The organism is Crenobacter sp. CS_VA4 (assembly GCF_055597485.1).
Map to the genome: position 1 here is coordinate 87,201 of NZ_JBVMAE010000014.1, position 12,530 is coordinate 99,730.

The window sequence follows — 12,530 nt, forward strand, 5'->3', positions numbered from 1 at the left end:
GCCTAGCGCTACGCTGCCATGTTGGCTGCCCTAACCTGGGTTGATGCACCGATGACCACTACCCCCACCACCTGTCGCGGCCGTTGACGCTGCTGTTCGCTATCGCTTGCGGCACCGTCATCGCCAACCTTTATTACTCGCAGCCGCTGCTCGCGACCATCGCCACGAGCTTCGGCCGTCAGCCGGCGAGCCTCGGCCTGTTGGCGGCGAGCGTGCTGGCGCTGCTGGTCGCGGCGTTCAGCCCGGGCTTCGGCAGCTTCGCGCTGGCGAGCGTGCTGGTCGGCATGAGTTCCTGCTCGGCGCAATTGCTGGTGCCGTTCGCCGCGTCGCTCGCCGACGAGCGCCAGCGCGGCCGGGTGGTCGGCACGGTAATGAGCGGTCTGCTGCTCGGCATCCTGTTGGCGCGCACCGTGTCCGGGCTGATCGCCGAGCTGGCCGGCTGGCGCGCGGTGTACGTGGTCGCGGCCTTGCTGGTGGCGCTGCTGACCCTGCTGCTGGCGCGGGCACTGCCGCGCGATCCGCGCGACATTTCGTTCCAGTACGGCGCGCTGCTCAAGTCGCTCGTCACGCTGATCCGCACCGAGCCGGCGCTGCGGCTGCGCTCGCTGTACGGCGCGCTGGCGTTCGCCTGCTTCAGTGTATTCTGGACCGGGCTGACCTTCCTGCTCAGCCAGCCGCCGTACGGCTTCTCCGAGGGGCAGATCGGCCTGTTCGGCCTCGCCGGTGCCGCCGGCGCCTTGTCGGCCGGCTTTGCCGGGCGGCTCGCCGACCGCGGCCGCGGCGGGGTGGCGACGGTGCTGTGCAGCGGCGCGATCCTGCTCTCGTTCGGGCTGATCGCGCTCGGCGCACAGTCGCTGGTGGCGCTCTTGGCCGGGGTGCTGCTGCTCGACATCGGCGTGCAGGGCCTGCACATCTCCAACCAGAGCGTGATCTACACGCTGGCGCCGGAGATGCGCAGCCGGATCACCACCGTCTACCTGACCAGCTACTTCATCGGCGGCGCGGCCGGCTCGAGTGCGGCGAGCGTTGCCTACGCGGCGGTCGGTTGGTATGGGGTGTGTCTGGCGGGGGCGGGGTTTGCCGGGGTGTTGTGCGTGTGGCAGTTGGTGCGGGCGCCGCGGCGGAGTCTGGCGGTTCAGCGCGGCTGAACGTTGGCCGAAAGGCGTGGTTTCGGAGTGAAGAAGCGGCCGCTGGGCCGCTTTTTTTGTAAGGGGCGGGCTTCATGCTTGTGGATGAGGGGGAGGGGGCAACACCTCATCAGATCTGTGCTTTCGGCCAACGTAGGTGAGGGCTGAGGCCTTGTCGGTCTCGCCCGACTGGCGAGGTTCTTTCTTTTGTTTCGCCAAAAGAAAGAACCCAAAGAAAAGGCGACCCCACGACGCCGGCCCGCGTTGCGGGCTGCCCTACGGGCGCCACGGCCAACGGCGGCTGCGCAACTCGCGCCGGCTGAAGCCGGCACTCGGACAGTGCTCGCCGACACCCCCCGTTGGCCGTGCTGTCCTCGGCGGCGTCGAAGGGGCAGGGGTGGTAGTAGGTGGCCGTCGTGAGTGGGCTCGGAACGTCAGCAGTTTGCTGGAACGATTGATAGTTGTGGATAAAGGCTGAGATCGACGACTTACTGTGGATAAACGCAAGGTTGGCCGAAAGTGCCTGATGCGTGATCCCGCCAGATAAGGTCTGCTTCGGCCAACCTTGGCGAGTAAGTCCACAAGTCTGCCGTCGCCTTTTTAACCTCCCGAATCCACATCCGTTGCAATCATCCTGCCCGTCCCCTTTGCGCTGCCGAGCGATCGTCAAGCGGCCAGGTTTTAAGCCGCCGCTTGTTCGAGTGGGCGGACGTTAGCCGCCCGCGAGTTCGGCGGCGCCTGGCCGCTTGGCAGGCGGGAGGGAAGCCGAAGGCCAGCGCACTGGGGTCGCCTTCTTTTGCTTACTTTTCTTGGCGAAGCAAGAAAAGTGAGCCGCCCCGCCGGGCGGGACCGGCGCTGTCGCACCACTCACGCCGACTACCATCGACCGATGAATTAGTAGTAAAGGCATGGTCGGCTGGCCGAGACCGACAAAGCCGCCGTCCCCACCACCATTCCAACGAAGCGATGCAGAATCAAAAAAAGCGGCCACAAGGCCGCCTTTTTTACAGGACAGCGCAACTACTCCCGCCCCAGCATCCGCGGCAGCGTCGGCCCATGCAGGGCCAGCGCCAGCCCCGCCACCCCCGCACACAGCCACCACAACAGCGGCCCGCCAAACTGGCCATACGCCCAGGTGCCCAAGGCCGGCGCGAACAGCGTGCGGCCGGTCCAGGCGGCATTGTAGATGCCCATATACTGGCCGCGCCGCCGCCCTTCCGAGCGCAACATCACGATCGCCGCCCAGGTCGGCAACATCAACAGCTCGCCCACCGTCAGCACCGCCATCGCCGCCAGCGCCCACGGCGCACTGTCGCCGAGGTTCAGCACCAGGAACGACGCGCCGACGCATAGCACGCCTGCGTGCGAGCTGCGCGCCAGCCCCCAGTGGCCGACTCGGTGCGCGATCGGCAGCTGCAGCCCGACCACCATCAGACAGTTCAGCGTGAACAGGTAGCCGAGCCACTGCGGCCCGAGCCGATACTGCTCGCGCAGGAACAGCCCGAGCGTGCCGTAGATCTGATCGAACACGGTCAGCGCCAATAGCTGGCCGGCGATGAACACCAGGAACGGCTTATCCAGCCAGGCCGAGCGGCCGGCCTCGCGGCCGGCGAGCGGCGGCGCCAGGCGCGGCGGTGGTGGCTCGCGCCGGTAGCTGTGCAGCATCCAGGCGGCGCCGAGCAGGCTGGCGACGCCCTGCGCGAGGAACACCCAGTGGTAGCCGACGCTGGCGAGCAGGCCGCCGCTGATGCCGGCGAGCGCGCCGCCGAGATTGGTTGCCATCCGCAGCAGCCCCTGTGCGGTCGGCCGCTGCGCCGGGCTACACGGCTCCAGCGCCAGCCGCATATTGCCGGGGCGGAAGCCGCCGTCGCACAGCCCGGCGATCAGCAATAGCAGGGAATGCCGCCAACGGCAGCGGGGTCGCCAGCAGCAGGCTGATCACGCCGCTGCAGGCCAACAGAGCTAGCGTCAGCCGGTGCGTCTCGACCCGGTCGGACAGGCTGCCGCCGAAGTAGGCGCCGAGAAAGCTGCCCAGGCCGTACACGCCCATCATCAGGCCGATGCGTGCGTAGCCGAGCCGGTAGTGTTCGAGGAAGTACAGCGGCAGGAACAGCTTGGACGAGCCGCCCATATTGTTGATCAGTGTGGCGAGCACCTGTACGTAGGCCGAGCGCGGCAGGCCGCGGATGGGGCGAGCAGTTGCCGGGGTAGCGGCAGCGAGAGGGCAGGCATGGTGGGGGTCCTTGTGGGCGGACCCGCCGGGCGGGAGGGGTAGGCCGACCGGCGGGGTATGTCAGCGGATTATCCTACCAGCATGCCGACGCCGTGCCTGCACGGCATATAGAATTATGTAGGCAATATTTTATTGGCATGAAACTTGCTGCTGCAGTGGCTTTCCATCACAGCGAGGAGTTCGCGATGCCCGTCATCAACCCCGCCCGCCCCGCAGGCAGCGCCAACGATTCCACCCATCGCCAGACCGGCTGACCACCGGTCGTGCCGGCCGCGGCCGGCTTCGTCGCCGAGCTGGCGCGCCAGAGCGCGTCGGCAGATCTTGCCCCTGCGCCGGCAGCGACTGCCGCCGACGCACCCCCTCTCTCCTTGCTCGACAAGGAGTCGTTCCCGCAGACGGGCAACATGATCGACAAGTCCTCGCTGCCGCAGCGCCTCGCGATCGAACTGCAGCGCTTTTCGGCCGACCTGAACCGACGCTGCCGCGAGCTGGGCATCGCGATCCCGCCCGAGCTGGAGCTGTCGCCGGGCTTCAACGGCGCCACGGCGGTCAGTAATGCTCACCCCGACAAGGCGCGGATCGAGGCGCTGTTCGCCGCCGATGAGGGGCTGCAGAATCGCTTCGTGCAGCTCAGCGCGGCCGGCACCGAGATGCCTGGCAGATCGCGGCGCAGAGTCAGCGCCAATACGTCAGGCTGATGGCCAAGGGCGATTTGAGTGCGGTCGAGCTGCTGGTCGAGCGCACCGGCGCGGCGATCAGTAAGCTGTCATGTCGACTGACGCTCGATGGCCACGGCGCGCGCGCCAGCGTCAGCGGCGGCGGCGCCACGGTCGACCCGACCGCGATCAATCTGCTGAAGGCGTGAATTCGTGAATTAAGGAATCGACGGTTAAGAAGGGCCTGGCCGAGGCACTTAAGCCCGGGCGGTGGCGCGCTGCAGGAACTGGCCGACCTTGGCGGCCGGCACCTTCTGCAGTTCGCACAGCAGGCGGTGCGACACATGGGAGAGCCCGTACTGGCGGGTCAGCCGCTCGCTCAGGTGGCCGAGCAGGTTGGCGGCCATCTCGGCGTCGGCCAGCGCCCGGTGCGCCTGGCCGGTGGCGGGCAGTCGCGCCCAGGCGGTCAGCGTGCCGAGCTTGTGATTGGGCGCCTCGGGCAGCAGCCGGCGCGACAGCAGCAGCGAGCAGGCGAACGCCTGGCGGCGGGTCCGGCCGATCCGTGCCAGCTCGGCGTCCCAGAACTTCTGGTCGAACGCGGCGTTGTGCGCCACCAGCGGCGACTCGCCGACGAAGTCGGCGACCTCGGCCATCACCGTCGCGGCCGGCGGCGCGTTCTTCACCATCGCGGTGCTGATCCCGGTCAGCTGCTCGATGAACGGCGGCACGCGCACCCCGGCGTTCATCAGACTCTGGTAGCGGTCCACCACCCGGCCGTCCTCGACCAGCACCGCGGCGATCTCGGTGGCGCGGCCGGTGGCACCGGGGCTGATGCCGGTGGTTTCAAAGTCGATGACGGCGATGCGTTCCAAGATGCACTCCAGGGGTTGACGGGCGCCGCCACCCTAACGCAAAGCGGGCGCGGCGGCCAGCGCCGCCGCCGGATGGTCGGAGCGGGCCGGCTTGGCGTTACCGCGGCGCGGTGGCTAAGTTTCAGCTAAGTATCTCGTCCTACGATGATAACGCTTCTTATTTAATCGCCAGGGCTGCGGCTCGGGCACTTCCTTGCATCTACCCTCGAGGTCACGACATGAATCAGCTTTCCAAGTTTGCCGCCGCGCTGGCGTTGGCACTGCCGTTGGCAAGTTCGGCGTTCGCCGCCGAACAAGCGTTCTCGCTGTCGCTGAAAGACCACAAGTTCACGCCGGCCGAGCTGACCATTCCGGCCAACACCAAGGTCAAGATCACGCTGAAGAACCTCGACAAGACCACCGCCGAATTCATGAGCGACGACTTCAAGGGCGGCAAGCTGGTCGAAGGCGGCAAGGAAGCCAGCTTCTTCATCGGGCCCCTGAAGGCCGGCCAGTACGAGTTCCACGACGAGTACCACGAAGCGGCGTCGAAGACCCGCCTGATCGTCAAGTAAGCGGGTGGCCCGAGCATGCTTTCCACGATACTGATCGTTTTCCGGGAAATCCTCGAGGCGGCGCTGGTCGTCTCGATCGTGATGGCGGCGACCAAGTCGGTGCCCGGCCGTGGCTTCTGGGTCGGCACCGGCGTGCTCGGCGGCTTGGTCGGTGCCGGCCTGGTCGCCGCGTTCGCCGGCGCGATCTCGTCCTGGGCGTCCGGGATGGGCCAGGAAATCTTCAACGCCGCGGTGATGTTCATCGCGGTGGTCATGCTGGCCTGGCACAGCATCTGGATGGGCAAGCATGGTCGGGAGATGGCGCAGCAGCTCGGCGCGGTCGGCAAGGCGGTGACGGCGGGCACGCGCTCGCTGTCGGGCCTGGCGATCGTGGTCGGGGTAGCGATGCTGCGCGAGGGCTCGGAGGCGGTGCTGTTCCTCTACGGCATCGCCGCCGGCGACCCGGGCCAGACCGGGCAGATGGTCGTCGGCGCGCTGATCGGCTTGGCCGGCGGCGTGGCGCTCGGCGCCGGTCTGTACTTCGGCCTGCTGCAGATCTCGACGCGTCGGCTGTTCTCGGTGACCAACGCGCTGATCATCTTCCTCGCGGCCGGGATGGCCAGCCAGGGCGTCGGCTTCCTGATCGCGGCGGACCTGCTGCCGGCCTGGGGCGATATGGTCTGGGATAGCTCCTGGCTGATCACCGATACCAGCGTGATCGGCAAGATGCTGCACGCGCTGATCGGCTACACCGCACGTCCGGCCGGCATGCAGATCGTCGCCTACCTGACCACGCTGGGTCTGATCGCCGGCATGGCGAAGAAATTCGGGCGCCCCAACGCCTGAGCGCCTGCGCTTCGGCCAAGCTGATGAAAACCGGCAAGCAGCGCTTGCCGGTTTTTCTTTGGTCAAACTCCAACTCGGTCTGCCTGCGGCTGCGCCGCCCGTCGTGCTCCAGCGCGGCAAGGTCATCCTGCTGCGTTACACTCGCGGTTTTCTCGTCGCGGCGGCCGCCGGCGACTGAGCATCTGGGGTGACGGAGTGAGGCAATGCTGTTTACCGGACTACTGAGCTGGGTGAGCAACGACCAGGGCCTGATCGCGCTCTTGGCGCAGAACTGGCCGCTGGGCTGCGGCCTGATCGCGCTGGTGGTCTTCCTGGAAACCGGCCTGGTGGTGCTGCCCTTCTTGCCGGGCGACTCGATGCTGTTCGCGGCCGGGGCCTTCCTCGGCCTGGCGGGCCTGTCGCCGCTGGTGCCGGTGGCGATGGTGACCGCCGCGGCGATTGCCGGTGACGGCACCAACTACGCGATCGGCCGGTCGCGGCTGGGCCAGCAGATCGTCCGGCGCGGCTGGATCAAGCCGCAGCATCTCGCCAAGACCAAACACTATTTCGACCGTTTCGGCGGGCCGACCGTGTCGATCGGCCGGTTCGTGCCTATCGTCAGGACGATGGCCCCGTTTCTGGCCGGCCTCACCGGCATGTGCCCGCGCCGCTTCGCGCTGTACAACTGCGTGGGCGGGATCATGTGGTGCGGCAGCCTGATGCTCGGCGGGTACTGGCTCGGCAGCATCGGCTGGATACAGCAGCATTTGGGCTGGCTGTCGGTCGGCATGATGCCCACCACCTCGCTGTTGCTGCTCGGCGTCCCGGTGCTGTTGCGCTGGACCAAGCGCCGCAAGGCGGGCTTGGTCGGATAAGCGGGTTCGGAGCGAGGGGGCGCAGATGCGGGTACTGCTGGTCGAAGACGACCGGATGATCGCCGAGGCGGTGGCGCAGGCGCTGAAGGAAGCCGCGTACGCGGTGGACTGGGTCCGCGACGGCCAGCAGGCGCTCGCCGCGCTGGAGACCCAGAGCTACGGCCTGGTGCTGCTCGACCTGGGCCTGCCGCGCAAGGACGGCCTGGAGGTGCTGCGGCAGACCCGCAGCCGCGACAACCCGGTACCGCTGATGATCGTGACCGCACGCGACGGGGTCGACGAGCGGATCCGCGGCCTGGACCTCGGCGCGGACGATTACCTGCTCAAGCCGTTCGCGATGGGCGAATTGCTGGCGCGGATGCGCGCGGTGCTCCGGCGCAAGGGCGGGCAAGCCAGCCCGCTCTTGAGCAACGGCGCGATCACGCTCGACCCGACCACCCGCGAAGCCCGTTCGGCCGGCATCGCGGCGCTGCTGTCGGCGCGCGAGTTCGCGCTGCTGCAGGCGCTGCTGCTGCGCCCCGGCGCGATCCTGTCGCGCCAGGAGCTGGAAGACCGCATCTACGGCTGGAACGAAGAGGTGGAAAGCAACGCGGTCGAATTCCTGATCCACTCGCTGCGCAAGAAGCTCGGCAGCAGCGCGATCAAGAACGTCAGGGGGGTGGGATGGATGGTGTCCAAAGACGGTTGAACCGCTCGCTGCGGGTGCGGCTGTCGGTCTGGCTGTCGGTGCTGATCGTCGCGATCGCGATCATCGCCGGCGCCGCCGCGTTCGTTTGGGCGTTCCAGGAGGCCAACGAGCTGCAGGACGACCAGCTGCGCCAGGTGGCGGCGCTGATCGACGAACACAATCTGCCGGTCGGCAACCGCCTCGCACCCATCGCCGACCCGGCGTCGCGGCTGGTGGTGCAGCCGCTCGACGCGGCCGGCGCTCTGGCGCTGCCCCGGCAGCTGCCGGACGGCTTGCAGACCGTCACGGTGGGCGACGCCTCGTGGCGGCTGTATGTCCGGACGCTGCGCAACGGGCAACGGCTGGCGGTCGGCCAGCAGACCGAGGTGCGCGACGAAGTCGCCCGGCACAGCGCGTTTCAGACCATCGTGCCGCTCTTGGTGCTGATCCCCTTGCTGGTGGGCCTGGTCGGCGTGCTGGTCCGACAGATGCTCAAACCGATGATCCGCCTGTCGGCCGAACTGGATCGCCGCAGCGAACACGACCTGGCCCGGCTCGCCGACGACGAGCTGCCGGCCGAGCTGCAACCGTTCAGCGCCGCGATCAACCGCCTGCTCGGCCGGGTGGGCCAGTCGCTTGAGCAGCAGCGGCGCTTCGTCGCCGACGCGGCGCACGAGCTGCGCACCCCGCTGACCGCGCTGTCGCTGCAGGTGGACAACCTGGCGCACGGCGCGCTGCCGGCCGCGGCCCGCGACCGGCTCGCGGCACTGCGCGAGGGCATGCAGCGCACGCAGGCGCTGCTCGAACAGCTGCTGAGCCTGGCGCGCGCGCAGGCGCAGGCGCAGCCGCCCGCCGCGGCGGCGCCGGTGTCGGTTCCGGCGGTGTTTCGGCGGGTACTGGAGGAGTTGCTGCCGCTCGCCGACGCGAAGCGGATCGACCTGGGCGTGGTCGAGGCGGAAGAACTGTCGCTCGGTCTGCCGCAGCTCGACCTGCTGACCGTGCTGCGCAACCTGGTCGACAACGCGATCCGCTACACCCCGGCGGGCGGGCGGGTCGACCTGGGCGTGCGGCGCGAGCCGGACGCGGTCGTGCTGACGGTCGCGGACACCGGCCCGGGCATTCCCGCGGCGGAACGCGAGCGGGTGTTCGACCCGTTCTACCGCATGCTCGGCAACGACGAGGTCGGCTCGGGGCTGGGGCTCGCGATCGTGAACAGTATCGTCACCCGCAGCGGCGGCCGCGTGACGCTGCACGAGGGCGCGCCTGGCCTGCGGGTGAGCGTGCGCTGGCCGATGGCGATGGAAGCAATGAATGCGGTTCCGCCGTTGCCGTAGTATGGTGATTTATCGGCGTAGCGCCGGTATCCCAACGACAAGGGCTGTCCTGGAGTAAAAATGCACTGGAATCAGGAACTGTTCGCGAGCGCCGTGTGGCTGGCCAAGGCCTACGGCATCACCGTGGTGTTGTTTATCGCGGTCGGCTATCTGCTGGTCCGCTCTACCCTCTGGGGCAAGCAGTTCTGGGCGCTGGCCGGCCCCTACTTCTCGCCACGGCGCAGCTGGAAACCGCTCGCGGTGTTGGCGCTGATCCTGCTCTTGACGCTGATGGCGGTGCGGATCAACGTGCTGATCTCGACCTGGTACAACGGCCTCTATACCGCGCTGCAAAAGCTCGACGAGCCGGCGTTCTGGCTGAGCCTGTGGACCTTCGGGGCGCTCGCCAGCGTGCACATCGTGCGCATCCTGATCGACTACTACATCCAGCAGAGCTTCTCGATCCACTGGCGGGTCTGGCTCAACGAGCACCTGCTGTCCCGCTGGCTCGACAAGCAGGCCTACCATCGCAGCCAGTACCTGTCCGATGTCGGCGATAACCCGGACCAGCGGATCCAGCAGGACATCGCCAGCTTCGTGTCCAATTCGCTGTCGCTGTCGATGGGCGTGGTCAACGCGATGGTCTCCACCTTCGCCTACACGCTGATCCTGTGGGGGCTGTCCGGCGAGGTGCACCTGTTCGGCCAGGTGATCCCCAGGGGGATGGTGTTCCTGGTCTACCTGTACGTGCTGGTCGCCACGGTGATCGCGTTCAAGGTCGGCCGCCCGCTGATCCGGCTGAACTTCCTCAACGAACGCTTCAACGCCGACTACCGCTACACCTTGGTGCGGCTGCGCGAATACGCCGAAAGCGTGGCGTTCTACTGCGGCGAGAAGGTCGAGGGCGCGCTCTTGCGCACTCGCTTCGGCCGGCTGATCGACAACGTCTGGCGGATCGTGTTCCGGTCGATGAAATTCCAGGGTTTCAACCTGATCGCGAGCCAGATCGCGGTGGTGTTCCCGATGATCATCCAGGCGCAGCGCTTCTTCACCAAGCAGATCACGCTCGGCGACCTGATGCAGACCACGCAGGCGTTCGACACGCTGCACGGCAATCTGTCGTTCTTCCGCGGCGCGTACGACGACTTCGCCGGCTACCGGGCGGTGCTGAACCGTCTGTCCGGCTTCACCGACTCGATCGTCAACGCGAACGAGCTGCCCACGCCGGACGTGCGCGACGAAGGCCACCGCGTCGCGCTGGAAGGGCTGACGGTGCGCACCCCGGCCAATGTGGTGCTGCTCGAAGACGTGTCGCTGAGCGTCGACGCCCGCTCGCCGCTGTTGATCCGCGGCCGCTCCGGCGCCGGCAAGACCACCTTGCTGCGCGCGATCGCCGGGTTGTGGCCGTATTGCGACGGCAAGATCGTCCGCCCGGCCAGCAACGTGCTGTTCCTCTCGCAGAAGCCCTACCTGCCGCTGGGCACGCTGCGCGACGCGCTGTACTACCCGGCCGCGCCCGGCCTCGAAGACGATCCGCGCGCCCAGCAGGCGCTGTTCGACGTGCAGCTCGGCCACCTGACCCACCAGCTCGACGAGCCCGCCGACTGGGGCCGGATCCTGTCGCTCGGCGAGCAGCAGCGGCTGGCGTTCGGCCGGCTGCTGCTCGCCCGCCCCTTGGCCGCCTTCCTCGACGAGGCCACCTCGGCGATGGACGAGGGCATGGAGGACGCGATGTACCGGCTGGTGCGCGAGCGGCTGGCCGACACCATCCTGGTCAGCGTCGGCCACCGCAGCACGCTGCTCACCCATCACCCGCGCCAGCTCGAGCTGAGCGGCGAAGGCCGCTGGAAGGTCAGCGACAGCGTGATGCCGGTGCTGCAGCCGGCGGGTTGACGGGGAAAGCGTTCGGCCAACGTTGGCCGAACGCTAGAGCCGCTAACAAACCCCAGTGCAGCGATCCCGGCTAGGCGCGCTGCCGCAGACAGTACAGCTAGTACGGCAAGGCAGCGCAACAACGCCGGGAGGGGTTTGCTGGCGGCTCTCAGCCCTTCACGCACACCACCTGGCGCAAGGTATGCACCACCTCGACCAGGCTCTGCTGCGCCGCCATCACCGCGTCGATGTCCTTGTACGCCATCGGGATCTCGTCGATCACGTCTTTATCCTTGCGGCACTCTACGTGCTCGGTCGCGCGCACCTGGTCCGCCACGGTGAAGCGGCGCTTCGCCTCGGTGCGGCTCATCACCCGGCCGGCGCCGTGGCTGCACGAGCAGAAGCTGTCCTCGTTGCCGAGCCCGCGCACGATATAGCTCTTGGTGCCCATCGAGCCTGGGATGATGCCGAGCTCGCCGCGCTGCGCCGACACCGCGCCCTTGCGCGTCACCAGGATCTCCGTGCCGAAATGGCGCTCGCGCTGCACGTAGTTGTGGTGGCAGTTGACCGCCTCGACGCTGGCGTCGAACGGCCGGCCGAGCGCCTGGCGCGCCGCGGCGATCACGTTCTGCATCATCAGCTCGCGGTTCTGGCGCGCGAACGCCTGCGCCCAGCCGACCGCTTCGACGTAGTCGTCGAAATGCCGGCTGCCCTCCTTCAGATACGCGAGGTCGCGGTCCGGCAGGTTCGCGATATGCTGGCGCATGTCGTCTTGCGCCAGCTCGATGAACAGGCAGCCGATCGCGTTGCCGACGCCGCGCGAGCCCGAATGCAGCATGAACCACACCCGGTCCGCCTCGTCGAGGCACACCTCGATGAAGTGGTTGCCGGTGCCGAGCGTCCCCAGGTGCACGCGGTGGTGGGTCTTGGCGAGCCTCGGGTACTTGTCGGTGATCCGCTTGAAACCCGGCGCGAGCTGCTGCCACGCCGCGTCCACCTCGCGTGGCGGGGTGTTCCACGCGCCGGGGTCGCGGTGCCCCGGTGAGCGCCCGTGCGGCACCGCGATCTCGATCGCGCGGCGCAGCGGGCCGAGGTTGTCCGGCAGGTCCTTTGCCGTCAGCGAGGTGCACGCGGCGATCATGCCGCAGCCGATGTCGACGCCGACCGCCGCCGGGATGATCGCGCCGCGGGTCGGGATCACGCTGCCGATGGTCGAGCCCTTGCCCAGGTGCACGTCCGGCATCACCGCGATGTGGTCGAAGATAAACGGCAGCCGTGCGGTGTTCATCAATTGGAGCTTGGCCGCTTCGTCGACCGGTACGCCGTTGGTCCACAGCTTGATCGGCGCGCCGTTGTCCACGGTCAGGATCTGATAATCGAGCTGGCGCATCTTGGCTCCTCCTTCCCAAGTAGAAACACCGCTCCATACCCCGTATTAGTCCGTGCAGGCGCGGCTGCCACCCGGTCGATCGTATTCATTGAGGAAGTGGATCAACCGGGAACTGGCCAGACCAAGGTTCTTTATGGGATCGAGGTAGAGGCCGTAGGAGACGCTTG

Annotated in this window: 13 protein-coding genes; 9 read left to right on the forward strand and 4 right to left on the reverse strand. The window is 67.8% G+C overall.

Features of this window, described 5'->3' with window-relative positions:
- The first annotated feature begins 83 nt into the window (after positions 1–83).
- Positions 84–1,148 (forward strand): MFS transporter, encoded by a 1,065-nt coding sequence (locus ACZ2IA_RS14560; protein ID WP_470293312.1) that lies wholly within the window; start codon positions 84–86, stop codon positions 1,146–1,148.
- Positions 1,149–2,147: 999 nt separating this feature from the next.
- On the opposite strand, the gene ACZ2IA_RS14565 is transcribed toward ACZ2IA_RS14560, so the two are convergent.
- Both ACZ2IA_RS14565 and ACZ2IA_RS14570 read right to left on the reverse strand, forming a co-directional pair.
- Positions 2,148–3,017: an MFS transporter gene (locus tag ACZ2IA_RS14565; RefSeq protein WP_470293313.1), complete on the reverse strand. Its 870-nt coding sequence runs from the start codon at positions 3,015–3,017 to the stop codon at positions 2,148–2,150.
- Positions 2,947–3,282, reverse strand: a complete 336-nt coding sequence (locus ACZ2IA_RS14570; RefSeq protein ID WP_470293314.1) for a hypothetical protein — start codon at positions 3,280–3,282, stop codon at positions 2,947–2,949. Before ACZ2IA_RS14570 ends, ACZ2IA_RS14565 begins: the two co-directional genes overlap by 71 nt.
- A gap of 341 nt (positions 3,283–3,623) precedes the next feature.
- Here ACZ2IA_RS14570 and ACZ2IA_RS14575 point away from each other — a divergent pair, with 341 nt between their 5' ends.
- The gene (locus tag ACZ2IA_RS14575; protein WP_470293315.1) at positions 3,624–4,058 is read left to right on the forward strand and encodes a hypothetical protein; all 435 of its coding nucleotides are present in this window, start codon (positions 3,624–3,626) and stop codon (positions 4,056–4,058) included.
- On the forward strand, positions 4,058–4,225 hold the full coding sequence (locus ACZ2IA_RS14580) for a hypothetical protein (RefSeq protein WP_470293316.1): 168 nt from the start codon (positions 4,058–4,060) through the stop codon (positions 4,223–4,225). Before ACZ2IA_RS14575 ends, ACZ2IA_RS14580 begins: the two co-directional genes overlap by 1 nt.
- Positions 4,226–4,273: 48 nt before the next feature.
- Here ACZ2IA_RS14580 and ACZ2IA_RS14585 read toward each other — a convergent pair whose 3' ends face one another.
- Complete coding sequence (locus tag ACZ2IA_RS14585) at positions 4,274–4,888, reverse strand: 3'-5' exonuclease (RefSeq protein WP_470293317.1); 615 nt, start codon at positions 4,886–4,888, stop codon at positions 4,274–4,276.
- 218 nt (positions 4,889–5,106) lie between these two features.
- Here ACZ2IA_RS14585 and ACZ2IA_RS14590 point away from each other — a divergent pair, with 218 nt between their 5' ends.
- From ACZ2IA_RS14590 to ACZ2IA_RS14615, 6 genes are all read left to right on the forward strand, one after another.
- Entirely contained in the window at positions 5,107–5,442 is a 336-nt protein-coding gene (locus ACZ2IA_RS14590) for a cupredoxin domain-containing protein (protein ID WP_470293318.1), read from the forward strand.
- Positions 5,443–5,457: 15 nt separating this feature from the next.
- Positions 5,458–6,267, forward strand: a complete 810-nt coding sequence (locus ACZ2IA_RS14595; RefSeq protein ID WP_470293319.1) for an FTR1 family iron permease — start codon at positions 5,458–5,460, stop codon at positions 6,265–6,267.
- Positions 6,268–6,470: 203 nt separating this feature from the next.
- Entirely contained in the window at positions 6,471–7,121 is a 651-nt protein-coding gene (locus ACZ2IA_RS14600) for a VTT domain-containing protein (RefSeq protein WP_470293320.1), read from the forward strand.
- A 25-nt stretch (positions 7,122–7,146) separates the two neighbouring features.
- Positions 7,147–7,809 carry a response regulator gene (locus ACZ2IA_RS14605; RefSeq protein ID WP_470293321.1) on the forward strand — a complete coding sequence of 221 codons (663 nt, stop codon included), beginning with the start codon at positions 7,147–7,149 and terminating at the stop codon, positions 7,807–7,809.
- Positions 7,785–9,122, forward strand: a complete 1,338-nt coding sequence (locus tag ACZ2IA_RS14610; RefSeq protein ID WP_470293322.1) for a sensor histidine kinase — start codon at positions 7,785–7,787, stop codon at positions 9,120–9,122. The genes ACZ2IA_RS14605 and ACZ2IA_RS14610 overlap by 25 nt, the downstream gene beginning before the upstream one ends.
- A 60-nt stretch (positions 9,123–9,182) precedes the next feature.
- Entirely contained in the window at positions 9,183–10,994 is a 1,812-nt protein-coding gene (locus ACZ2IA_RS14615; RefSeq protein ID WP_470293323.1) for an ABC transporter ATP-binding protein/permease, read from the forward strand.
- A 148-nt stretch (positions 10,995–11,142) separates the two neighbouring features.
- Here the strand turns inward: ACZ2IA_RS14615 and ACZ2IA_RS14620 are convergent, their stop codons facing one another.
- Entirely contained in the window at positions 11,143–12,363 is a 1,221-nt protein-coding gene (locus ACZ2IA_RS14620; protein WP_470293324.1) for an RtcB family protein, read from the reverse strand.
- Between the last annotated feature and the right edge of the window lie 167 nt (positions 12,364–12,530).